This is a genomic window from Desulfovibrio inopinatus DSM 10711 (assembly GCF_000429305.1).
GTDB classification, from domain to species: Bacteria; Desulfobacterota; Desulfovibrionia; order Desulfovibrionales; family Desulfovibrionaceae; genus Alteridesulfovibrio; species Alteridesulfovibrio inopinatus.
The window spans coordinates 1-23,681 of sequence record NZ_AUBP01000039.1 but is presented as its reverse complement, the minus strand read 5'-3'; the positions used below and the strand labels follow the sequence as shown (position 1 = coordinate 23,681).

The 23,681-nt window shown below is 44.7% G+C and carries 17 protein-coding genes, 2 rRNA genes and 2 pseudogenes; 12 read left to right on the top strand and 9 right to left on the bottom strand.

Annotated features, from left to right (window positions below; translation table 11 throughout):
- Positions 1 to 187 precede the first annotated feature (187 nt).
- The 4 genes from G451_RS33125 to G451_RS34835 are packed head-to-tail and all read left to right on the top strand — an operon-like array spanning position 188 to position 2,706.
- Positions 188 to 556: an early set domain-containing protein gene (locus G451_RS33125; protein ID WP_027185529.1), complete on the top strand. Its 369-nt coding sequence runs from the start codon at positions 188 to 190 to the stop codon at positions 554 to 556.
- Between the two features lie 47 nt (positions 557 to 603).
- Entirely contained in the window at positions 604 to 1,179 is a 576-nt protein-coding gene (locus G451_RS0119210) for an RNA polymerase sigma factor (protein ID WP_034642942.1), read from the top strand.
- Entirely contained in the window at positions 1,176 to 1,766 is a 591-nt protein-coding gene (locus tag G451_RS0119205) for an isoamylase early set domain-containing protein (protein ID WP_027185527.1), read from the top strand. The genes G451_RS0119210 and G451_RS0119205 overlap by 4 nt, the downstream gene beginning before the upstream one ends.
- A complete protein-coding gene (locus G451_RS34835; RefSeq protein WP_211236369.1) occupies positions 1,750 to 2,706 on the top strand; it encodes a hypothetical protein in 957 nt (318 codons plus the stop codon). Before G451_RS0119205 ends, G451_RS34835 begins: the two co-directional genes overlap by 17 nt.
- Before the next feature lie 110 nt (positions 2,707 to 2,816).
- On the opposite strand, the gene G451_RS0119195 is transcribed toward G451_RS34835, so the two are convergent.
- Together G451_RS0119195 and G451_RS0119190 are read right to left on the bottom strand one after the other, a co-directional pair.
- Positions 2,817 to 3,998: an iron-containing alcohol dehydrogenase gene (locus tag G451_RS0119195; protein ID WP_027185526.1), complete on the bottom strand. Its 1,182-nt coding sequence runs from the start codon at positions 3,996 to 3,998 to the stop codon at positions 2,817 to 2,819.
- Positions 3,999 to 4,474: 476 nt separating this feature from the next.
- Positions 4,475 to 6,490 (bottom strand): sigma-54-dependent Fis family transcriptional regulator, encoded by a 2,016-nt coding sequence (locus G451_RS0119190; RefSeq protein ID WP_425387520.1) that lies wholly within the window; start codon positions 6,488 to 6,490, stop codon positions 4,475 to 4,477.
- Positions 6,491 to 7,623: 1,133 nt separating this feature from the next.
- Between G451_RS0119190 and G451_RS35065 the strand changes: the two are divergent.
- From G451_RS35065 to G451_RS0119170, 4 genes and pseudogenes are all read left to right on the top strand, one after another.
- Positions 7,624 to 8,466: pseudogene (locus G451_RS35065) on the top strand (sulfide/dihydroorotate dehydrogenase-like FAD/NAD-binding protein); the annotation flags it as partial.
- Between the two features lie 51 nt (positions 8,467 to 8,517).
- Positions 8,518 to 9,906 carry an NADPH-dependent glutamate synthase gene (gene gltA, locus G451_RS33795; protein ID WP_051261696.1) on the top strand — a complete coding sequence of 463 codons (1,389 nt, stop codon included), beginning with the start codon at positions 8,518 to 8,520 and terminating at the stop codon, positions 9,904 to 9,906.
- Positions 9,907 to 10,781: 875 nt separating this feature from the next.
- Complete coding sequence (locus G451_RS30440) at positions 10,782 to 13,100, top strand: methyl-accepting chemotaxis protein (RefSeq protein ID WP_084448666.1); 2,319 nt, start codon at positions 10,782 to 10,784, stop codon at positions 13,098 to 13,100.
- Positions 13,101 to 13,477: 377 nt separating this feature from the next.
- Entirely contained in the window at positions 13,478 to 13,831 is a 354-nt protein-coding gene (locus G451_RS0119170; RefSeq protein ID WP_027185522.1) for a MerR family transcriptional regulator, read from the top strand.
- 142 nt (positions 13,832 to 13,973) lie between these two features.
- Here the strand turns inward: G451_RS0119170 and G451_RS34605 are convergent, their stop codons facing one another.
- Entirely contained in the window at positions 13,974 to 14,114 is a 141-nt protein-coding gene (locus G451_RS34605; RefSeq protein WP_169727911.1) for a hypothetical protein, read from the bottom strand.
- Here G451_RS34605 and G451_RS0119160 point away from each other — a divergent pair.
- The 3 genes from G451_RS0119160 (at position 14,113) to G451_RS33790 (ending at position 16,550) form a co-directional block, all read left to right on the top strand.
- The gene (locus tag G451_RS0119160; protein WP_027185521.1) at positions 14,113 to 15,216 is read left to right on the top strand and encodes an MFS transporter; all 1,104 of its coding nucleotides are present in this window, start codon (positions 14,113 to 14,115) and stop codon (positions 15,214 to 15,216) included. The two genes, G451_RS34605 and G451_RS0119160, sit on opposite strands and share 2 nt — an antisense overlap.
- Positions 15,217 to 15,564: 348 nt before the next feature.
- Complete coding sequence (locus G451_RS0119155) at positions 15,565 to 16,209, top strand: hypothetical protein (RefSeq protein WP_027185520.1); 645 nt, start codon at positions 15,565 to 15,567, stop codon at positions 16,207 to 16,209.
- A gap of 74 nt (positions 16,210 to 16,283) precedes the next feature.
- Entirely contained in the window at positions 16,284 to 16,550 is a 267-nt protein-coding gene (locus G451_RS33790) for a transposase (protein WP_084448664.1), read from the top strand.
- Between the two features lie 165 nt (positions 16,551 to 16,715).
- Here the strand turns inward: G451_RS33790 and G451_RS0119145 are convergent, their stop codons facing one another.
- A complete protein-coding gene (locus tag G451_RS0119145) occupies positions 16,716 to 16,973 on the bottom strand; it encodes a hypothetical protein (RefSeq protein ID WP_027185518.1) in 258 nt (85 codons plus the stop codon).
- Positions 16,974 to 17,058: 85 nt separating this feature from the next.
- On the opposite strand from G451_RS0119145, the pseudogene G451_RS30435 reads away from it, so the two are divergent.
- Positions 17,059 to 17,535: pseudogene (locus tag G451_RS30435) on the top strand (IS3 family transposase); the annotation flags it as partial.
- Positions 17,536 to 18,021: 486 nt separating this feature from the next.
- On the opposite strand, the gene G451_RS0119135 reads toward G451_RS30435, so the two are convergent.
- From G451_RS0119135 to G451_RS0119115, 5 genes are all read right to left on the bottom strand, one after another.
- Positions 18,022 to 18,627: a hypothetical protein gene (locus G451_RS0119135; RefSeq protein ID WP_027185517.1), complete on the bottom strand. Its 606-nt coding sequence runs from the start codon at positions 18,625 to 18,627 to the stop codon at positions 18,022 to 18,024.
- Complete coding sequence (locus G451_RS0119130; protein WP_027185516.1) at positions 18,599 to 19,507, bottom strand: response regulator; 909 nt, start codon at positions 19,505 to 19,507, stop codon at positions 18,599 to 18,601. Before G451_RS0119130 ends, G451_RS0119135 begins: the two co-directional genes overlap by 29 nt.
- Before the next feature lie 8 nt (positions 19,508 to 19,515).
- Entirely contained in the window at positions 19,516 to 22,701 is a 3,186-nt protein-coding gene (locus G451_RS0119125) for a sensor histidine kinase (protein WP_027185515.1), read from the bottom strand.
- Between the two features lie 670 nt (positions 22,702 to 23,371).
- Positions 23,372 to 23,486, bottom strand: a 5S ribosomal RNA gene (gene rrf / locus G451_RS0119120).
- A 47-nt stretch (positions 23,487 to 23,533) separates the two neighbouring features.
- Positions 23,534 to 23,681 (bottom strand): 23S ribosomal RNA (locus G451_RS0119115); the annotation flags it as partial.

Below are 23,681 nucleotides of genomic sequence, written 5' to 3'. Positions count from 1 at the left end.
AATAGTCCATACACAGCCAACACATGAAATGAATCCACTAAATACCACAGAACATCTCCGTCACAATCCAAACCTAAAAAAGACATATTCCAACATACAACATGAAAAGAAACATGTACTTCATGGATGGATTGTTTTATGTGGCTTCAACACAGTCTATGCATGACACAAGCAAAAGGTCACACCTATGACAAAAAAATTTTTATTTCGAGGTCGCACTGGCCTCAATGCCCTTATCCTCTTTCTTTCAAGTATCCTTTTTCTCTCAGGCTGCGCCGGTGTGCGGGGGCTTGGCTCGCATACAAACCAAACAGTGTTCGTCTATGAAGGACAGGCTCACCGAGTCTGTGTACGTGGAGATTTCAATGGATGGTCGGGGGATGCTGACTGCCTGAAACGAGAGGGCAACACATGGACACTTTCTTTGCAGATTCCAGCAGGACGCTATGCGTATGTTTTATCCCTCAATGACAATCAATGTATTCCTGATCCGCAAGCCCTTCTTTTCGAGGACGATGGATTTGGTAACACCAATTCGGTTCTTATTGTCCCTTAACGGCATGAAGATGTGACCAAAAGACGTTGTCGGGCATATATCATGGTATGAACACGCAGGCACAATTGACCGAGGACGAGGAGAAAATCATCATCAGTCGTGTACGCTCTGGTGATACACAAGCGTTCTCTCATCTCGTTCAGCGATACCAGACCCCGATTTATAACCTGATGGTGCGTATGACCAGGTCCAACGACACAGCGTACGATCTTGCTCAGGAAACGTTTGTCCGCGCGTTTGAAAAAATAAACGCTTACGATGTGAGCAAAGCGTTTTTTCCTTGGTTGTACACGCTTGCATTGAATGTCGGCCGTGGGCATTTGCGAAAATACCGGGTGGAAAACACCCAAACACATTGTTTCGACGAGATCCAGTATGAGCATGAAGATCCGCGACATCCGGAAAATGACTACGACCGGGCAACAGACCGACATACACTGGAAAACGCGTTGGCCAGTTTGCCTGAAGACATGCGTGAGGCGTTGATTATGCGCTATCGGGAAGAATTCTCCTACCAGGAGATCGCGAACGTCCTCGATATTGGCCTCAGTAGCGCCAAAATGAAAATTCATCGTGGACTTGCACGACTACGTTCCATACTGACCACGGAGGTTTCTCCATGACTATACATGATTCTTTACCTTCCGAAGACCGAGAAACGGCCGAACGTATCGCGAACATGCGCTATGCTCCTGCACCCGAGAACCTTGTCGCCGGTGTAATGCATAGAATCCAGGCTACGCAGGCGACACCATCAAGATGGCAACGCCTCAAAACCTGGCTTCTCACCCCACGACCGATACGTATAGCACCTTGGATACCTCTCACTGCTTCCGGTTTTGCTCTCGCTATACTGCTTGTTGTCGGGTTGATCCCATCGAAACCAATCGGCAATGCTCCCGTATCGATTGCCGCGCACGAGACCGGCTTGGCCCATGTCGTGTTCACGCTCCACGCAAACAATGCCGAGCAGGTTTCGCTCATCGGATCGTTCAACAACTGGCAGGCTGGCACGTACAACCTCAAACCAACCAAGACGCCCGGCATCTGGACGATTTCCATACCACTTTCGCAGGGTCGTCATGAATATGCTTTTGTGCTCGACACAACACGTATCGTCCCCGACCCCAAAGCCTTGGTTTACGAAGACGACGGCTTTGGCAACCTTAACTCCGTTATCATTGTGGGGAACCATGAACAATCGTTGTAACTCTCAATTGGTCAGGCTGAGACTGTCCCGCAGTGTGAGCGGTCTGGTGTGTGCACTCCTCCTCGCGCTCATGGCCGTGCAGACGGGACATGCTGCATCACAGGAACTTCCCGAACGCATAACAGACCGAGTGTTTGCAATGGCCTATACGGCCAAGCTTGACGAAAAAACGGTCAACGCGTTCATGCACACTCTCTCGCATGCTGCTGCGGAAGACTTTCCCGTGGAGCCGCTTGTTCAAAAAATCGAAGAAGGATTGGCGAAAAACGTCGCACCGGCACGTATCGCCACAGCGCTGGAAACCATGACACGGAACTATGAAACGTTTTCCGAAATGCTTGGTCAACATGCGCAACAATCCTTCGAGAAGAGAGAACGCCTCCTCGAACGCATGGGAGATGTTTATGCCATGGGGATTAGCGAAGAAGAGATTGAAAGCCGTATTGCGACGGCAGACGACACCGAAGTAGAAACCATCCTCAATGGACTGGACACAAAAGCGGCACTCCTTCGCCTCGGCTTCAATTCGCAAGCAGCCGAAGATGTGCTCAACTCGGGGTTAGCCCATGGCGATTTTCGTGAATCACCGGATTGGGAACTCGTGCGTTTCGCGAAAAGCGCGAAAGAACAAGGCCTTACAATGCAGCGCATCGAAACAGCTGCCATGCAGGCCGTCACGAAAAAAGCCCCCCTGCAAGCCGTCGCGAAGCAAAACGGCATTACTTATCAACAATCTTCACAAAAAAGCACAACGAACTCGTCATCAAGCTCCTCACGAAACTCCGGTAACGGAAACGGTTCGAGCGGAAACAGCGGTGGCAATGGCGGAAGTAGTGGTGGCAGCGGAGGTAACGGCGGCGGCAGTGGTGGCAACGGTGGAGGTAACGGTGGTAGCGGCGGAGGAGGTAACGGCGGGGGAAATGGTGGAGGTCGAAACTAACCATCCTTCAAATTAAACGAATACACACCGAGAGATTTCTTGAAGACAAAAATATACCGCTTTCCCGAAAGGGGGGGCCTTTCCGGGAAAGCGGTATACAGTGAATCCTTTTACATTGCGCCAGCGTAAATATCAGCGATATTTTTATCCGTGGCACCACGAGGATTGGTAAATCGGCAGATGTCTTTTTGAGCATTTGCCGTCATTGTCGGGATGTCATCGGCCGACACGTTCGTATTGTACCGTTTGCCAAGTTCAACCAGCGTTGCCGGAATACCAACATCGGCGGACAACTGACGAATGGCTTTGATAGCAAGTTCGGCTGCATCGCGGCGCGATAATCCGTCTGTGTTTTCGCCCATGATTTCCGCCATTTTAGCAAACTTATCAACATTGGCAATCAAGTTGAATTGTTCAACATGGGGTAACAACAGCGCGTTACATTCACCATGTGGCAAATTATAGAAACCACCAAGCTGGTGGGCCATGGAATGCACGTAGCCAAGGCTGGCATTATTAAAGGCCATGCCTCCCAGGTATTGAGCAAAGCACATGCCTTCCCGAGCTTCAATATCCTGTCCATTGGCAACGGCTTTTCTCAAGTACTGAAAAACCAACGCAATCGATTTTTCGGCACAGGCGTCTGTCATAGGCGTGGCAATAGTAGACACGTAGGCTTCTACAGCGTGGGTCAAAGCATCCATGCCCGTCGCAGCCGTCAATGCAGGAGGCATTCCGACCATAAGCAACGGGTCATCGATGGCGATCCCCGGTGTCACACGCCAGTCGGCAATAGCCATTTTCACATGACGCGAAGTATCGGTGATAACGGCAAAGCGGGTCATCTCAGAAGCCGTTCCGGCGGTGGTATTGACGGCCAAATACGGCATGAGCGGCTTGGTCGCTTTATCAACGCCTTCATAGTCATGAATTTTCCCGCCATTGGAAACGATCAAAGCAATACCTTTCCCGCAGTCATGGGAAGAGCCGCCGCCCAAGGTAATCAGGCTATCGCAACCATTGCTTTTGAAAATTTCAACACCGTCATGAACGTTTTTGTCCGTAGGGTTGGGTACCGTTTCATCATAAATGACATACGGCATAGATGCCTGATCCAAAAGATCAGTAACTTGTTTGCATATACCGGCTGCAACAACGCCGCGGTCGGTAACAAGCAATGGCTTACTTCCACCAAGCGCTTTAATTTTAGCAGGAATCTCCTTGGAAGCACCTATACCTATCAGTGTCATGCTCGGAATAAAAAAACCGTATACTTCTTCTCGTACAGCCATTGCATCCTCCATAAGACGACTCATTTTTCAACAAACACACCATAACCACACTGAGCACAGAGAAACGAAACGATAGGGAGAGATATAAAGTCCATGAGGCTTTAGTACGATGCATTGTCATGATTCGTATCTTCAATATTCTCATTTCAACATAAAAATATAACCATGACACATGGGATATACCTTTATGCTGAAATGAGTTATCTCGCCAACATAAACCTTCATCTGACTGTGTGCTCAGTTCTATATGAGCAAAGATCAGACCAACATGACTCACCAATCAACAACGATATATTTCATGAAAAAATTCAAACTGATACAAGAAATAGATATCACAATGCCACGACAATGATTGTCCAAAATCTGGACATGTCCACTGGACATGTCCAGCACACGGACATCAGTACAAATGTAACACCACCTCAGGCACATTGAGCGCCAAGGTGGTGTTTTCAATATAGAAATATATTCAGGAATTAATTGCTTCGAAAGGCGTCGACGGAAATTCCGTACTGTTTCAACCGGGCGTATAAAGTTGTGCGGGAGATATTGAGAATGGAGGACGCGCGACGGAAATTGCCCCCAGTTTCACGAAGAGTTTCAAGAATAAGCGTTTTCTGAACGCGATTGAGTGACATTGGTGTTTCGCTCGGTTGTCCTTTATTCGGCTTCGATCCGGTTACTACATTTGATGGGAGTTCGCCGAGGTCAATGCTGTCGCCTGTCACAACATTTGCCAAACGCTCCATGCAGTTTTCCAATTCCCGAACATTGCCAGGCCAGTGATAGATTTCCAAAGCCATTCGTGCATCATTCGTCACGGGAAGAGGATCTTTTTTCAGAGAAGCACGAAACTTTTCCAAAAAACCTTGCGCTAATAACGTGACATCTCCCTTTCGATGTCGCAATGGCGGAATATTAATTGTCAGCACATTCAGACGATAATACAAATCTTCTCGAAAAGCGTTGTTCTGAATGGCACTCTGTAAGTTCGTGTTGGTCGCCGCAATAATACGTACATTGATACGCTTGGCCTGTTTGCCGCCCAGACGCGTGACTTCACTTTCCTGAAGTAAACGCAACAAACTCACTTGTGCTTCCAGCGGCATTTCACCGATTTCATCAAGAAACAACGTCCCGCCGTCGGCCAACTCGAATTTGCCCGGACTCCCCTCTTTGAGGGCTCCGGAAAATGCACCGGCCACATATCCAAAGAGTTCGCTCTGGACAAGATTACGAGGCAGAGCGCCACAGTTGACAACAACAAACGGTCCCTTTCGGCGATTACTCGCATTATGAATCGCCTGGGCAAACAACTCTTTCCCCGTACCGGACTCCCCGAGAAGTAACGTCGTGGCATCACTCTGCGAGGCGACCCGAGCCAACCGAATAGCTTCTCGCAACGCCGTAGACTCACCAATTATGTTCTCGAACGTGTAGACGGCCTTGGCGCCAGCGACGCGCGCAGCATATTTGCGCATGCGCCGAACTTCACGCAATGTCAGAATAACGCCGCCTTCCCCGAACGGAGCACAAGACAAGGCACAGGACAATCTTCCATTTTGCAATTGGAACGACATCTCGCGATCATGAAAAGTTTTCCGATCGGTCAACATGGGAAGAATGGTATGTTCGCGGATATATGTCTGAATGGTCTCGCCGGTGACGTCATTCTCCAAACCAAGCATATCCGCGGCCTGACGATTGATGCTGGCAATAATTCCGTCGTGTCCTACAACGATGACCCCGTCGTCGAGCATTTCGAGAATGACTTTTTGCTCACGAACAAGTCGCCGTAAGCGCAAATGCTCTTCAATAGCGTGAGCGGCTGCCTCCACCAATCCAAGCGTATGTTGATGAAAATTTTCCGTGTTGATGGCCAGGTTGAGTGCCCCGATAACCTGACCGGCCATGTTACGAATAGGCGCGGCCGAGCAGCTCAGATAATGCAGTGATGAGTTGTAATGCTCCGATGCGATGACATGGACCGGCCGCTTCTCAATAATACACAAGCCCATGCCATTGGTCCCGATGGTGAATTCGTCGCATCGCCGTCCCGGAACGCCATACGGAACATTATCGAGATCTTGGCTTGTCGCTGATGCATGAAGCACCAATCCCGTCGTATCGACAAGAGTCACAACGCTTTTCGATAAATGAATAGAGAGAACAAGTTTATCCATCAATAACTTGGCGCTTTCCACCAAGTCGGAATAGCGCGAAATCGCCTGCTGCAACGCCGGCTTGTCGATAGGACAGAGTTCGAGTGTATCGCTTGGGAGACCAGCTCGACGACACCGCTCCCAAGACGATAAAATCATGGGACGAATCGTTTCTTCGTCAACGGATTGGCCGGAATGAAATCGTCCCCATTGCGCCGTAATCCTGGTTATGCAATCTTTAGATAAAGGAGGATATTCAGCCATATCCTTTTTCTTGCGTACGCCCAGTCCCCCAGACGCCGCATTATCCGCCATCGCCCCGCTGTCCACGCTTTCCTCACTTGTCGAAAAAATTTCCCCCTCGGTACACCACTTCTCACACAGGTTTCAGTGTGCGCACCCTCTGTGCATACTGAAACCACCCTACCGAACATCGACAAACCGCGCTCGGATCGGGAGAACCATTACAACATGATTTTACATACCGTATTTCCGAAACAGGGCCAACCATGGGAAGTCTCAAACAAAACCGTCGTATCTCGAAAATACAACGAAGCTCCATACGAGAGCCGCGTACACTTCACAATTCTATCCATGTAAAAGATCTATCGCCTTCATTAAAACATATTGTTTCCTGGCTTTGCAGCTCGAACCTTCAGCAAACTAGCCTTTACTGGATCAACAGAAATAGGCTATACGGTCCCAGGATATTGCACACGGGGGAAATATGCAACATCCGAATCGAAGGGGGTCTTTGACTATATACATGCCATAAGAACAACGCACGTCAAAGAAAATCTGTTGCAATAATTATGTCATAGAGTGAAGAGGCATGCATCGTAACGAGAAGATACGCGTTCCAACCGTTTCTCTCGTGAGGCTTGCATGGAATACAACCATATATCGTTGTCCATATCACTCAAGAGCACTGTTGAGGCAACACTTTTAAAAAGCATCAACAGGAATGTATGTCAACATCATGCTGTTGGATCCTATGTTCTTTGGTAAACAGACAGAACAATCTATTGACTATAAAAGAACTACACAATGTCAAATTTTCATTTGTACAACAATAACACTCGCAACAATATGAAACTCCTCGAGCTGTGTTAGGTACGCTCGGGGTAGTATTTCCGAAGATGCTCCCTCATCGATTTCGACTTTATTTCCTGAAGTCGCAACCTGTCGTACAGATATGTCAGAGGGAGACTCCACGTTTCTTTCCCTTCCTTGGTCTTGCTCTTTCAGGAAGGGGCTCCTTTCTTGCCTGCATGGAAGGCAGTTCACTCAACTTTGCATCGTTGAAGTCAAGGAAAACGTGTCGATCCACGATATCTTCACCGTGGATCTGCACACTGTATACATACGTGAAACCAATGAAACCATGAAGAGAGCATGGTCTCCCCCACCCCAACATTACGCCCGTGACTCTCACACGCGGCGTTTTAAGGAGTAAGCAGTCCATGGCCAATACGATCATTCTCAAGGAAGCCCTTATCCCGGGCCAGACCAGCAAACTCGTCATTCACGCCCCGTCTGTAGCCGCAAAAGCTCAGCCTGGAAACTTCATCATCTTGCGTGTGGATGAAAAAGGAGAACGTGTTCCACTGACCATTGCGGACGCCGACCCGGAAAACGGAACAATTACCATCGTGTACCTGGTTTTGGGGACAACCACTTCAACGCTGGAAAAACTGCAACAGGGTCAGGATATTCTCGATCTCTGTGGTCCCTTGGGCAAGGCCACGCATATTGAAAAGAAAGGGACAATCATTTGTGTCGGCGGTGGCACCGGCATTGCGGCAATGCACCACATTGCCAAAGGTCACCACCAGGCAGGCAATAAAGTCATTGCGGTTATTGGCGCACGCACCAAAGATCTCCTACTCTTTGAACGCGAACTCAAAAAATTTGCCGATGAAGTCCTCGTCTGCACTAATGACGGCAGCGCCGGCTATAAAGGGCTTGTAACCGACCTGGTGAAGAACCGCCTGGAACAACAAGACGCTGATCCTATTGCTGAAGTCGTCGCTGTCGGCCCGGTCCCTATGATGGCGGCCGTTTCTGAAACCACCAGGCCTTTTGGCGTTAAGACAACAGTCTCCCTCAACTCCATTATGGTCGATGGCATCGGCATGTGTGGAGCCTGCCGTGTCAGCGTTGCTGGAGCAACTAAATTCGCATGCGTGGACGGTCCGGAATTCGATGGCCATCAAGTTGATTTCGCCGAACTCAGCAAACGCCTCAAGGCGTTCTCCGAAATGGAAAAAGAATCTCTGGCCCACCATGAGTGTACCTGCAACGGCAGCGATTCCGACAAGAAAAAAACAAAGAAAACGCTTGCGCCGCGCACGCCCATGCCGTTTCAGGCTCCATCGGAACGTGTCAAAAACTTCAAGGAAGTCGCGCTCGGATACACCAGTACCCTTGCAACGGAAGAAGCCCGACGGTGCTTACAGTGCAAAAAGCCAGGATGTGTCGCCGGTTGTCCCGTTGAAGTTCCCATTCCGCAATTTATCGCGCATGTTGCTGAAGGCCGTATTGAAGAAGCGTATAAAGTCATCAAGAGCACGAACAGTTTGCCTGCAATTTGTGGACGCGTGTGTCCGCAGGAAATTCAATGTGAAGGCTCCTGTATTCTGGTGAAGAAAGGTCAACCCATTGCGATTGGCCGCTTGGAACGATTTGTTGCCGATGAATTCTTACACCGCGATGCCTGCGATCTGCTCGGCGACTCAGACCGTCAGGCTTGTCCACTTATCAATACAGACAAAAAAGTGGCCTGTATTGGCTCTGGACCGTCTTCATTGACCGTTGCCGGCTATCTGGCAACACGTGGATGCAAAGTGACTGTTTTCGAGGCACTGCACGAACCAGGTGGCGTACTTATTTACGGTATTCCGGAATTTCGCCTTCCCAAGACGGCCATTGTGCACAAAGAAATCCACGCCTTAAAACAGATGCAAGTCGACTTCGAACTCAATGCCGTTGCCGGTAAGACATTCTCTATCCAGGAACTGTTCGACCAAGGATACAAGGCTGTATTTCTCGGCGTCGGAGCGGGACTGCCACGTTTTCTCAATATCCCAGGGGAAAACTCCATCGGTGTCTTCTCTGCAAACGAATACCTGACACGCGCCAATCTCGGCCGTGCATACGACTTCCCCAATTACGCCACCCCGACCTATTGCGGCCGTAACGTCACAGTATATGGCGGTGGGAACGTGGCTATGGACGCAGCGCGTACGGCGCTTCGACTGGGAGCCGAACGAGTTTCTATCGTCTACCGACGATTGGTTGAAGATATGCCTGCTCGCCATGAAGAAATCGAACACGCCATTGAAGAAGGTGTGCAGATGGAATGCTTGGCAGCTCCTCTCAAATTCATTTCCGACGAAGAAGGCAAACTGTGTGCAGTGAAACTGCAACGTATGCAGCTCGGCGATCCCGACGAATCGGGGAGACGCTCTCCCAAGCCGATTCACGATAGCACATATGAATTGGAAACCGATCTGGCTATTGTTGCCGTGGGCACACGCTCCAATCCCTTGCTGCTCGAAAACGAACCGCAGCTCGAAACCAATAAATGGGGCTATGTCGTGGTGAACGACGACACCTGCGAAACAACCATGCCCAATGTCTTCGCCGGTGGAGATATTGTAACCGGTGCGGCCACCGTCATCCTTGCCGCTGGTGCCGGCCGTAAAGCGGCCAAAGAAATCGCCCAGCGTCTTGGTTGTGAGTAAATCGTTCTCTTCATAAAGAAAGATCGCAGCATTACATCATGGGCTCGTGTCCGGCCTTGCTCTCCATGGCCGGACACGAGCCCTTTCTTTGCCGTATCCTCCCATGAAATCCTCTCTGGTGAAAGTCTCATCCATCCCTTTTCAAATAGTCCACTCCCCATCATACAAACCATGCGAAATCCATGTTCTTCTCACAATATCATGTTAATACGATAAGCATTGCGGATAATACAACAGACTGGCAATGTATGTATCAATTCTCATGAGGTATGATGCTGCACGTATAACACCAATTTCGTGCTGACTGCACCTCTTCCAAGAAAATGAGCTTCCTAAACCTCCAGGAAAATAAGCCTCTCTCGCTGCCTCTAAGAAGATGAAAACACCCTACTGTACTCATATCACTGAAATATTCCTAAGTCCTGTGACAGATATTGTATTCTCAAATTCGATTCTGCCTATTTAATCTATCTATCATTTCAAAATGGAATCTCACTTCTCTTTTGCAATGAATTCTATAAGAAACAAGTTTTTCTGGCAATGCGAGCATACTGTCATGACTTGATTGCTACGGGAGAAAGATCCCCATGAAACATTTTGAAATCTTTTACTACAAATGGTTAACAGTATACGAATCAATTAAATCATCGCATCTATCACCTCATAAATAAACACTACAATATAATTATTTGACGAAACCTACAAAAATCACTATTTCCATCAAAATAGTGATTATAGGCTCAGGTCATCTAATTTGTGTAACACAAGATATTTCTGCAACGCATAGAATCGTATTACAAAAGATTGTTCCATATGCCGTATGCAACAATCATTTTGATGCTAGTTCTATTGCTATGGAGAAGTGAGAGAAAATCATGCAGTTTCGATCGATCAAATCCAAAATTGCCTTTATGGCTGCCGTCTGTCTCCTTATGTCTGCCATCGTTTTGGTTTCATTTGGACTTGTAACATCCCAACAGACACACCAATATGTATCTAGTCATGTTTACGAGATATTAGAAAAGAGAATCTTCAGCAATCTTGAAGCGCTTGCAGAAAGCCAAGCAGCTGTTGTTCAAAGCTCACTTCAAGAAAACCTTGATACAGCAAGGACCATAGCGAAAGTCTTTGAAGTGCTACAAAGAGAAAACGACCAGAATGCATCATCACTTCGGGACACATTTAACTCCATTCTCTATGCTATTCTCGAGAACAACCCAGACTTCTTGGGAGCATACAGTGCATGGGAACCCAATGCATTAGATGGACAGGATGCCAAGTACGCAGGCGACTATCAAAATGGGTACGATGATACAGGTCGATTCATCCCATATTGGAACCGCGATCCCAATGGGAAAATTGCTCGTCAAGCACTCGTAGAATACGAAAGCCACGAACATCATGCCAATGGAGTACGCAAGGGTGGATGGTACCTGGGACCACGAGAAACAGGAAAGGAAAGTGTTCTGGATCCGTTTCCATATATTGTCCAAGGCAAACGCGATTGGCTCACGACGCTGTCCGTCCCCATCAAGAAAAATGGTACATTCTTAGGAGTGGCTGGAACAGACCTGCGCCTTAACTTTTTGCAAGAACTTGCAAAAAATGTGAACAGCAAGTTGTACGAAGGCCAAGGCGATGTCACGATCATCAGTTATGACGGATTGGTGGTGGCCAACAGTAAAGACCCCAAAGCAATTGGTGACCCCATAAAAGCCATATTTGACAATTCTCAAGAAATCATTTCACACGTCCAAGACGGAAAAGCTCTCACAGGGGAAGACAAAGCATCAAACATGCTTCTGGCATATGCCCCTATCCAACTAGGCCGTACAGGAAAACCGTGGTCTGTGCTTATTCGTGTTCCCGAAGCGATTGCCATGACCGACGTAACAAACCTGGAAGAAGCACTCTCCAGTCAGGCACATCAAAGCGCGACGTGGCAAATTGTCGTCGGCATCATCGTGAGTATCATTGCAATGGGTATTATGTGGCTTCTTGCCGGTGGTATAGTCAAACCCCTTCGCAAGGCGGCTGAATACGCAGAGACTGTGGCTGGAGGCGATTTCAGCAAACATCTTGATGTCCAACAAAAAGACGAAGTCGGTACATTGGCCGATGCACTGCGAAGCATGGTGAGTAGCCTTGAAGCCAAAATTATGGAAGCAGAGCAAAAAGGAGAAGAAGCTCTCCGCGAAACAGAACATGCCAAGCTCGCCATGGACGAAGCCGAAGAAGCCCGAGCACAGGCTGAACAGGCAAAAGCAGAAGGTATCCTCGCTGCTGCTTCAAAAATCGAAGGCGTCGTTGAAGTCATCACGTCGGCCTCCGAAGAATTGTCCGCTCAAGTAGAACAATCAAGCCGCGGTGCAGACCAACAGGCGCAGAGAGTATCCGAGACCGTTTCCAGCATGGAAGAAATGAATAATTCTGTACTTGAAGTGGCTCGCAATGCTTCGGACGCAGCTAATGCCTGTGAACAGACCGGCGACAAAGCCAAACAAGGCTCAGGTGTTGTCGATCAGGTTGTAAAGAGCATTAAAGAGGTACAAAAACTCTCGGATATCCTCAAACAAGACATGACCACACTGGGAGAGCAAGCCGAAGGGATTGGACGGATATTAAATGTTATCTCCGATATTGCAGACCAAACCAACTTGTTGGCATTGAATGCGGCCATCGAAGCTGCCCGCGCCGGAGAAGCAGGAAGAGGATTTGCCGTTGTTGCTGATGAAGTCAGAAAGCTTGCAGAAAAAACCATGACCGCAACGTCCGAGGTTGGACAAGCCATTGATTCTGTCCAGCAGGGTACGCGCAAAAACATATCCAATGTGGACCGAGCCGTCAGCAAGGTTGAAGAAGCAACAGCACTTGCCGGAGAGTCTGGCCAAGCCTTACGTGAAATTGTTTATCTCGTCGGGCAAGTTTCAGATCAGGTCCGTTCCATGGCAACAGCCTCGGAAGAACAAGCCTCTTCATCTGAAGAAATTAATCGTGCAATCGAAGATGTGAGCCGAATTTCTTCAGAAACATCTGATGCCATGAATCAATCCGCCCAAGCCGTGGTGGAACTTGCTCGCCAAGCTCAAGAGCTGAGCACCCTTGTGCAAGAAATGCAGGCTGAAAACTCAAATATCCCGGGCAACACATCTCGCGCTCTACCAAAAGGTTCAAAAAGGTTGGCACTGAGTTAGCGAAAAGAACCCCCAATACGTCCGAATACATCCACTTCAAACAATCCTGTAGAATCAAATGTTTTTCAAACAAAGCTGCGACACCCCCTTGATGGATGTCGCAGCTTTCCAATTTTTACGTCATTAGTACTGAAGCAAGGCGTCAATTGCATCTCACCTTTGTGAACAAATTGTTACAAGCGTTGAAAAACTCTTCTACTATCATTCATCATTAAATACGTTTGATAAGTGCTGTTTTCTCCAGTTATAATAAATGTCGAGGCGCTGAACGATCCCCAGGTCAACCCATGCTTACCAAGGGCTCCATCATTCCTTGCCTAATACCAACGATAACGTGCAGTTATATTTTAAAAAAGCATCTAACCAATAGGTGATAAATGAAAATCCGAGAATTCTCTCAACGAACCGGCCTCAGTACCCATACGTTGCGGTATTATGAACAACTCAATTTACTTCAAATTGAACGTGATGCCAGCGGGCACCGCGCATACTCGTCTCAAGATGTCAAATGGGCTCGTTGTATCAGGCGACTGAAAGAAGCGAATATGCCGCTTAAGGATATCCAACAATTCGCATCACTCCGTCACCACTGTGGGGGGCCAGACTGTCAACGGTTAAAGATTCTCAATGCTCATAAAGCTCGACTGGAAGAATTGCATGCAGAGATACTGGAACATATTGAAATGATAAACGAAGAAATCGATATGTATAAAGAATGGAATAATCTGTAAATAATTCTCCTTTGCGCTTGACTTCGAGTGAACTCGAAGTGCTAGCGATGTGATTTGGGTCAAATGCCCCGTCCCGCTTCACATCAATAGCCAAGGAGATCATACTCATGATGTCACAACGCAGCACCAATAATTCGTCAATTCACAGATCAATAATAAACTCTATTACCCCAAGACGTTTTCGAACATCCCCTTTAGATCCCTCAACTTCTCCCGCCCTTTCAATATTGCGATTAATCACGGCCTGCGTCGTCACCATGCTTGCCGTAGCGACTGTTTTCATGAATCAATCCATCTTTTTGGATATTGCCGAGTCTTTCAGCATAAATACTCAGCATGCGCGGTTTGCTTTCAGTATTATTTCCCTATGCTATTCCGTAACGTTTCTCTTCATAGGACCTATTGCAGATACATTTGATTGTAGAAAAATTACCGCTCTCGGTCATGCCGTCATTTCTATTGTACTTATGATCGTTGCAGGACTCCACGGTTATTCTTGGTTTCTTGGATGTATGGGATTGATAGGCATTGCGGCAGCAACGGTTCCAGCATCCATGTTTCCCTATGTATCTCGTCTCGCTTCAACGCAACAAACAGAGGTATATATTGGAGCTATCGTTGCATCAGCAACACTGGGAATTGTCGTGGGTCGTGTGGCTCTTGGTGCATTCACCGACGTTCTCGGCTGGAGAGATTCATACCGCATTTTTTCGCTGACATTCGCATTCCTCTCCCTCTTCTCTCTCTATATTCTTGGAACACCCCCAAAAGGTGAAAGAAGCACACGCAAAATGAAACAATTATATATTGAAATGGCTCAAATGGTCATCACCCCAGCAACGATTTCATTGCTGCTTACAGGATTCTTTCTCTTCTTTGGATTTCTTGGAACAATCACATTTTTGACGTATCGATTAGCCGCGTCTCCATTCTTCTTTAACTCAGCACAAGTGGGTTACATAAGTTTTGCAGGACTTGCGGCGATCATTGCACCGTTTTCCGGAGGCCTATCCAAGCGATTTGGCCCCTACAAAATAATCATCCCCAGCCTGATAATCTGTCTTACAGCCATGCAATTACTCTATTGGAGTCAAAATGTATTCTCCATGACCCTCGCTATAGTACTGCTCTTCCTCGGAGTATACGCATGTCAGCCTTTGCTGTTTTTACTTATTGGACGTCGAATTCGTCCTCAAATCATGGGATGTGCATCCTCATTATACATTCTATTCTGCATTGGGGGAGGAAGCGTGGCATCGCTCATTTTAGGAGGAATATGGGAGAAATACGGCTGGGCGGGTATTATACTTACGTGTTCAGCTTCCATAACGCTCGCCTTGGCGATAATCGGTGCAAACACACGGCGTGAGCATTCTATTCGTTAATCCTGGATATTCGTTATTTCAAAAGAATCTCTATCAGACACTCCAAAGTACTAAAGAAAAATTCCCATATTGTCTCAAGCTATCGTGTCCCCTGGCAAAACCAGGGGACTTTATACAATATAGTCGGAATAATCCTGCTTCAGAGCAACGGACACGAAATTAACCCACCAGACTATTTCAATAATCCAGGCTGAATTTTTTATAGCAAGACCAAACTTAGTTCGCTACAATAGATTTTACTGTTTTATAAACACAACACTCTAAAGCTTTACCATCTCATGGACGATATTCAATATTATCATTAGTATTATTTATACTCACAAAACGACGTTCCCACAGGAGCTTAAAATGGATACCGGAGCGATAACGCCGCTTACGTATTATGCTCACCCAAATACTCAATCTGAATCAAAAATGAAAATCATCAAAGCTGACGACGAAAGTTATGACCAGGAAGAAAATGCGAATAACGAATTGGCAACAAAAGCGACTGACAGTGTAACTATTTCAGATGAGGCGCAAGATTTGCTCACTGAATCTGAAAATGATGAAAAACAAGAAGACCGAAGCACCAAGCAAGACTCAGCGGAACAAAAGGCAGAAAGCGAAAAGGACGATCCAGATGAAACATCTAAAACGGCGACAGAAAAATCCGCCGAAAAGATCCCACTCATGGGGGGAAGTACGACAAAGGACGATTATGCGAAACGGCTTGAGGAGCTCAGAGAGAAACTAAAAGAGGCACGGGAACGCTTACAAGAGGCACAAGAAAGACTAAATGTAGTAATGAATGAGGCTCTGGCCAAAGCTAAGAATCCAAATTTGGATAGCACGGAAAAACTTGCTTCACAAAAGCAAATCAATACGGCTCAGAAAGAAGTTGCCAAGATTGAAGACGAAGTATCTGAATTATTAAAACAAATCAACGAACTCATCAAGGAACATCTCGCCAAGGAAGCTGAAAAGAAGCTAAGAAGTAACACCTCATCCTAAAATTTTCAGCAATTGATCCTGCTACAGAGTTGTGGCCACGAAGTTAAGCCACTATCCTGACAATCAAACAGGAGATGTGGAGGAGTAATTCTCGTAGGAAATATGATGCGGAATTTAAACGGAATGCCGTGATGTTGGTTGAGTCAGGACGGAGTATGTCTGAAGTCGCTGATAGGCTGGGAATTGCGGCGAATATGCTTCTTCGCTGGCGTCTTCAAATGCGCAAACAAGGGCAAATTGCTTTTCCTGGTCACGGGAACCAAGCTCTGACCGATGATCGAAGGAGAATAAAGGACATTGAAAGGCAATTGAAAGATGCAGAAATGGAGCGAGAGATCTAAAAAAATTGGCCATCTTCAGCAAAGCATCGAAATAAAGAATCGTCTCGTTCACAAAAAACGCTTCCGCTTTCCGGTGAAGAAGATGTGCCACGCCCTCCATGTCTACACATGGCAAAAAAGCGCTCCATCAAAGCGAACGCAAGAGAATATTCGTGTCCAAAATTGTCAGGTTTTGCTTCCTTGGGCATTGCCTGCCTTGAGCTTCATTTGCGCCTCATCCCATTCCTCTTGAGAGCACTTGTCCTGCTCGATGATCTCGAAGAATTCGCCCGGCCCCAGGTGCAGAAGTTCGTTTTTGGGATGGTGCTTTCGGAGCCACGTCGGTGCTTCCCTGGCCTCCTCCTCAGAATCAGCCGAAAAAATCATGACAGGCGTCAGGGCACCTTCGCCGCCGCATCGGTAAAGCAGATATGACTTGGTCATGACAGCCTCCTCGGAGATGCGAGTTCAGATTTGTCCGGGACAATACCACTGAATTTGCTCGGTGCAAAGGTGCGGCTTGGGTGGTGATATCACGTACCTTAAAGTCGGAAGGAAATGGCATTATCAGACAGTATTTATTGATTTATTCTCACGCATGATCGTCGGCTGGAATATCAGTGATTCCCTTGAAAGGCATTCGGTTATCAAAGCATTTCAAAAAGCGATTCTTCGCCGAAGACCAGCACCAGGACTGCTTGTCCACAGCGATCGAGGCATCCAGTATGCGAGCCGAGATTTCAGAGCTGTTCTCATCCGACATGGTTGCGTTCAAAGCATGAGCCGAAAGGGAAACTACTGGGATAATGCCGTTGCGGAATCGTTCTTCCATACATTGAAGACACAATTTGTTCGACACCAAAGATTTTCCCGCACGTATGAAGCTGAATTGGCTCTCTTTCGATATATCGAAGTTTACTACAACCGGAGAAGACGACATTCAACAAACGGCTGGATGTCGCCTGCCAACTTTGAACAATGTCAGGTTATTTCAAAAGTAGCTTAACTGACCGTCCACTTTCTTGTAGCAGGATCACCCTTCGCCCACCAAGGGAGTGAACTACTATGGCCTCTGCTGACTTCTCATCGCCCATCCCCAAACGTTGCCGTTTGCGTAGTCGGGATCGTCCCGACAGGTGAAGAGATCTCCCAGGGTAAGACGCGATTCTTTCCGCCGGGCCTCGCCGGATTTACCTGCACTGTCTCCGGATGATTATTGGGCGTCTTCGTCCAAGGCCGAATTACCCGACAGCGCCGGCCTTCTATCCGATTTCTGTTCGTCGAGTCCGACTTTTGCCTCCAGCTTCCTCCCCACCCCGCCTCACGACGACGCAGTTGCCTTCAGCTACCAGTTCCCATCATCAGGGCCTGGAGAGGACTTTCACCTCCGAGAGTCACGCCATGCCTGGCACACCTAAAAAACGGCTAGCTGAAAGCTACCCGGCTGAAGCCGAGGGTTTAAACCTTTGATACGGACGAATTAATCTGCTCATTATATTTTTTTAGAGCTTCCAAAAATGTATCCGGCAATTGAAGAAATGAAAGAGGTAAAAACCTCTGGTCCAATAACGTTTTGTGCAGTGAAATATATCAAAGCAAATAAAGCCAAGGGCATTGTCATGAAAACAGCAATCGACGCCATCGATTCCCGTTCAAGCATGCTCCGAAGAAAATCAAGAGTCACTTTTCTTTTTTCTACATCAGCTACGACATCAATTTCTTTCGAACTTCTCGATTCTTTGTCCAGTACATCTATCAATGCGCTTCCAACTTGTTCAGAAAGATCATGATCGCAATCATCCTCCTTTTTAGCACGTAAAGCCATCACGACATCTTTCATTCCCTCAAGAAGATATGATTTGATACTCACCTGAAGAACCAAATCAGAGTCCAAAGAAGGTAAATTCTCTTTCGTAATTCTCACTATTATGTGTTGATCGCCAACATTGAGAGCCTCTTTGGTTCGCTTTAATAATTCTGTCAAAGCTGAATAATCACGAGCTTGAAGATCTGAATAATCTAAATTGCGTGAAGCGAGTTCTTGACGTACTTTTTTATCGGCAAATTCCTTAGCTTTCTCTGAAACCTGTGCATCCATCTTCGTACTCTTTTAAAGAAAGAAGTTTTTGTTCAATTCCTTGGAGATATTTTGAGATTACGGATGTGGTGTAGGTCAACAAAATTATATTTTCTAATCGACTTAGTGCTTCTTCTCCATTAGTAAAACAGCAGCAATAATAAAAAGGTACAGAAAACGATGATCGAATTCTTGTAATGAGAGCTGAATACAAATCAACATTAGAAAAATACTCTCCAATTCCATCAAAAAGCCGGCTTAATGGTCGATGAATTACTGTTGGCACACCATAATCCGGCAATCGATCATTCCGTAGCAACTGCTCTTGTGGAATAGAAACACGCATGGGATTGAGCTGGTTATCAAAAAATAAAACATCCGAGTGAGACTTTATTAGAAAGAAATGTTTAAAGTTACTACTACTCTCTTTTGATATAATTTTTATTTTGTCTTCCATCATTTCAAAAAGTAGTTCTTTTGCGGAAGTTCTCAAAAGATTATGGTTTTCTCTCAATGACAGATGGTGGTGAACAAGTCGAACAAAACGTTGTAATGATATATGTTTATCGACATAGTCCCAAACTCCATCCCGAAGAAAATCTAACTCAAATCCATTGTAAAATGAGTACACAATGATACTTGGAATTTTTGATTGAGTAAGTGCAGTTTTAATTATCGTTTCAAAAAGATCTCGTCCCCGCTCAACAGTTCCAATCTGTAAATCAAGTATAATCAAATTATAATCATTTTTAATTTTTATCCGTGCATCGTCATAACTTTTTGACCGATCTAATATGCCTTTATAATTTGCTCCGTTGAAACTTCTTTTGACAAGAGAATAATCATCATCAAGATCCTCTATGCACAAAATACTGTACTTACGTGAAGAGTCATCGAACATAACCCCTCCTATACAAATTTTGGAAGTTTAATAACAAAACGCGTTGGATTCTTACAATTGTCAAGATTAATTTCACCACCTGAAATTTCCAACACGCCCTTCACATATGATAATCCTTGCCCTCTTTTTTCACGACTTGTATCGCTTTGCTTTGTCGTAATAAGCAACTGAAAGATTTTATTTCTGAGATTCATTGGAACACCACAACCATAATCTTCAAAGACAATCTGGTGAGACTTTTTATCTGATCGCTTTTGATAAACAAGAATACGTTTAACAGTACCATCGGTAAAAGATTCCATTGAATTCATAATGAGATTTTTAAAAACAGACCTAAAGTAATTAACATCCATATGACATTGCAACGTAGCATCAACATCCATTTTAATATCGACATGCTTATTTTCAAAATCGAATTTATAGGTAGAAAAAATTGACTCAAGTTCTTTCTTAATACCAATAAGAATTTGTTCACCCTTGCTTTGAATGACGCATCCCTTGCAAGCATCAACAATTTTTTCAAGAGATTCTATGTGTGACATGCAATCGGCATAATTGCCATCGCTAGGATCAACACACTCAGGAATTGCCAACTTTAGAGATCTGAGACTATGAAGCATCTCATGTCGAATCTGGGATATAAGTGACTCAGTAGTTGTTCCATCTTGATGTACTTGCATACGAATACGCATTCTACTATTCATAAATGGAGCTAAAAAGTTTGAAATGCGCTTTGCCAATTCCACATCATTAAGAGTAAAATTTCTATTGCTATTTGAGAATTTAATAAGGCCCAATGAAACTTTTTGATCAGACCTGTCATTTATCGCTATGGGTGCCCCAATGAAATTCTTAATATCACTAGCATTCGTTAAATATTGCACACATTGAGCTTCATATTTTTCAAATCCAGGACAAAGTTCAAGTGTATGCGTATTTTCATTATAGTACTTTACTGCTTCCAGCTCACCAGCACTCTTCGTTGATACTAAAATTTTTCCTTGCGATGCAATATATCCAGTCTTTCCTTCATTCATACCATAGACTTTACTATGATATGATAAATCATACCCACCTCCACATCTCCATATACATTTCTTTTCTTTTTTATCATTTTCAATAATGTCATAGATAGCTACGGCTCTAGCATTAAAATATTGTGACACAAGAGATATTAAATTTGATTCCACGGCAGAGGGGTGAAACATAAATTGTGGCATCATCTCAGACAACTCATAAAAAAAATTTAACTCTTTTTCATGTTCTATTTGCAAAGCACTCTTAAAAAAAGATAGTTGTAGCATTCTGTGAGATATTAAAGACAACAAACTACTTTTAGCTCCAGAAATAATCTCCTTACCAGAACCATCTGCTAAGAATACAACCATGATCATATAATTCGTTTTAGAGTCTATTCCCTTTGATACTTTTACACTTTCAACATGTATACTAAAATCACGTTCAATATACTTAATTTTTGCAAAAAGTTCTATTGCAAATTGTTTTTTTAAAATTACACTGCGCCTCCGAGGATGTCGAAACACTCGGCTTAAAGCCTCTTCATTTAATGCAGTTGAGAATTGGCTCTCTACAAAACAGTCATCCTGTAAAGAATAAAATGTATCTGTTGTCCATCGACCATCTGGTTTAATATCTGAACATCGAAGGATAATAAGTGCATCACCATCAACCTCTTTAAGGAGATGCTCAAAGCTATCCTTTCCAGCGCTTGTAAGCTCTTTCGTCCTCTTTTCAAGATTTAAATTTTCTTTCTTCTCTATTCTTCTATTAAAATCAGAAATCCCGTGAATCAATACACATTGCAATTGATTTATTACATTCCATATAGACCGAATATGGATGCGCTTTTCATAAATATTACGATTTTTTCTGGTGGGAATCTTACCTTGAAGAATAAGATCTACTTTACCTGTTCCACCAACAACAGAGAACAGTACTTCACCAGACTGCTTAGTTTTCCAGTATCCTTGGTGAGCGATCTCTACAAAATCAGAATTTTTGTGATTCAACAAAATTTTCTTGTATGAAAAATCATTAAGCAATTCATACCATATTTGTGTTTGTGAACTATCACGTACATATAAAAGGCAGTTCACTCCAAACAAATGTCGAAGCAATTCTTGAAATTTTGAAAAAAGAATTTGATAATTGTCATAAAATAGTAATGTTTCCTTTAGTATTTCAGTAACTATCTCTAAAGGAATATTTTTTGGAATATTACTTACATCTTGACTTCCCAAACACATCAAATACATTCTATTTTCTTCACTATTCAATATTTCCATACGTGCAGCGACACATGCAGGACAAGCCAGTTTACATTCATTATTAACAAAACATCCGCTATTGTATTCTTCAGTAGTAAAAGTGACCGCCCCTTTAAAAATAGATCGCCTTGTATTCAAAAGGTTATGACATTGCCGAATATATTTATCAGAATGATATTTATTAAAAACATGCGACACCTCCTTATCGACAAATTTAAGTGACCGAATGAAAAAACTAAAATCTCTAGCAAATGAAACTAACCTCGCTGATGCATCTATGACTGTTTGTCGAGTGATTGACGGATAATAATGAGTAAAAAAATCTTCTTGCAACCAAGCATCGATCTCTGCATCAGTGAGGGGATCCATTTTAAACTCGTTAAATTTACTCAATACCTTCTTATCACGCTCCTTCAATTCATTTAACCACACTGGCTGCGTCGCAAAAATAATTCCATGTCCCCTTTTGCGGGAATACTCTGTAAACAAATTGAGCCAGGACAAGCTTTCATTTTTTTTTAAATTAAATACATTTACATTATCAAAAATGATCAACACAGATTTATGTTTATACTGCCAATCAAGATATTCTTTTATGAAGTATGCTTTATAATATTCATCTAATGAGATAATAAAGTTTCCCAATAAATTTTCTTCATTTCTAAACTTTGAATATAGTAATTCCCTCTCTAATTTTTTCCCTTCGTGGATACGCTTACTGAATAAATCAAAATAAAAGACCTCATCAAAAATATCTGCGTCTAAAACCAGCTGAGGTAATTGTCGCTTTAAAAACCAACTTTTCCCCCACATACTTGGCCCATGGAGTACGATAAATTCTTGGGGTATTCGTTCCAGGAGCCTATTCCAAGTTGATAATCTTTTAATCTCTGGAGGGTTAACCATAGATTATCCACCATTCAACAAAAGTTTAGATAGCATTCAGTAAGTTTACATAACTAATTTGTAAAAAAATTAGTACATAATATACAATAAAGCAAGCACAGTAAAGCATATCAACGCAATGCATCTTAGTTAATCTATACGTTATATACTTCACAAGATGGACCAATATTTTTACATACTGTCGAACACTCTTTTTAGCGTCTACAATACGTATATACATGTATGGTTGGCTGGAAATAGAACTCAGGTCATACCGTAAATGATAAGCAACTTCTCCATTTTATGTGAAAAAAATAGTTTCGAGCCATACCCACCGACCAGACGTGAGCAAGCCAAATCCAGCACAGGCCATTTGGCGAATCTTTTGCGCGAAGTGGATATGAAGGCGTCAAACAAATGTGGAGAGCGACATCACATCTATTTCCATGAATTGTGAAGTGATCCTGACCAACAGCCGAAGATGTGCATGAACAGCTCTCATGGAAAATATGATGCGGAATTTAAGCGGAATGATAGCTGAGTCGAGGGGGGCATGACGTGACAATGTTCTGAACGCACCTCCTCTCTCTTCAGCAGCCGAAGGCAATTTCCGATCCCCCAGAACACACGAAAGCCCGCACTCTCATCGAGTGCGGGCTTTCGTGTTGCCGTGTGTGGCATTTGAAAAGGATCCTGGCGACGATCTACTTTCCCACGGTTATAACCGCAGTATCATCGACGATGGAGGGCTTAACTTCCGAGTTCGGAATGGGATCGGGTGTACCCCCTCCTCCTTGGTCACCAGGAAATATTGGTGATATATAAGTAAAATAAGAAACAGGATAGTTTGAAGGAAAATAAGTCGAACGACTTATTAGTACCGCTTTGCTAAGTACATTGCTGCACGTACACATGCGGCCTATCAACCGAGTCATCTTCTCGGAGTCTTCAGGGAGATCTTATCTTGAAGCAGGCTTCCCGCTTAGATGCTTTCAGCGGTT

Excerpts from the sequence above, each read along its gene's own strand:
- G451_RS33125 (WP_027185529.1), top strand. The coding sequence starts at position 188 with ATGACAAAAAAATTTTTATTTCGAGGTCGCACTGGCCTCAATGCCCTT.
- G451_RS0119210 (WP_034642942.1), top strand. The coding sequence starts at position 604 with ATGAACACGCAGGCACAATTGACCGAGGACGAGGAGAAAATCATCATC.
- G451_RS0119205 (WP_027185527.1), top strand. The coding sequence starts at position 1,176 with ATGACTATACATGATTCTTTACCTTCCGAAGACCGAGAAACGGCCGAA.
- G451_RS34835 (WP_211236369.1), top strand. The coding sequence starts at position 1,750 with ATGAACAATCGTTGTAACTCTCAATTGGTCAGGCTGAGACTGTCCCGC.
- G451_RS0119195 (WP_027185526.1), bottom strand. The coding sequence starts at position 3,998 with ATGGCTGTACGAGAAGAAGTATACGGTTTTTTTATTCCGAGCATGACA.
- gltA (WP_051261696.1), top strand. The coding sequence starts at position 8,518 with ATGCCGTTTCAGGCTCCATCGGAACGTGTCAAAAACTTCAAGGAAGTC.
- G451_RS30440 (WP_084448666.1), top strand. The coding sequence starts at position 10,782 with ATGCAGTTTCGATCGATCAAATCCAAAATTGCCTTTATGGCTGCCGTC.
- G451_RS0119170 (WP_027185522.1), top strand. The coding sequence starts at position 13,478 with ATGAAAATCCGAGAATTCTCTCAACGAACCGGCCTCAGTACCCATACG.
- G451_RS0119160 (WP_027185521.1), top strand. The coding sequence starts at position 14,113 with ATGAATCAATCCATCTTTTTGGATATTGCCGAGTCTTTCAGCATAAAT.
- G451_RS34605 (WP_169727911.1), bottom strand. The coding sequence starts at position 14,114 with ATGAAAACAGTCGCTACGGCAAGCATGGTGACGACGCAGGCCGTGATT.
- G451_RS0119155 (WP_027185520.1), top strand. The coding sequence starts at position 15,565 with ATGGATACCGGAGCGATAACGCCGCTTACGTATTATGCTCACCCAAAT.
- G451_RS33790 (WP_084448664.1), top strand. The coding sequence starts at position 16,284 with ATGTGGAGGAGTAATTCTCGTAGGAAATATGATGCGGAATTTAAACGG.
- G451_RS0119145 (WP_027185518.1), bottom strand. The coding sequence starts at position 16,973 with ATGACCAAGTCATATCTGCTTTACCGATGCGGCGGCGAAGGTGCCCTG.
- G451_RS0119135 (WP_027185517.1), bottom strand. The coding sequence starts at position 18,627 with ATGGATGCACAGGTTTCAGAGAAAGCTAAGGAATTTGCCGATAAAAAA.
- G451_RS0119130 (WP_027185516.1), bottom strand. The coding sequence starts at position 19,507 with ATGTTCGATGACTCTTCACGTAAGTACAGTATTTTGTGCATAGAGGAT.
- G451_RS0119125 (WP_027185515.1), bottom strand. The coding sequence starts at position 22,701 with ATGGTTAACCCTCCAGAGATTAAAAGATTATCAACTTGGAATAGGCTC.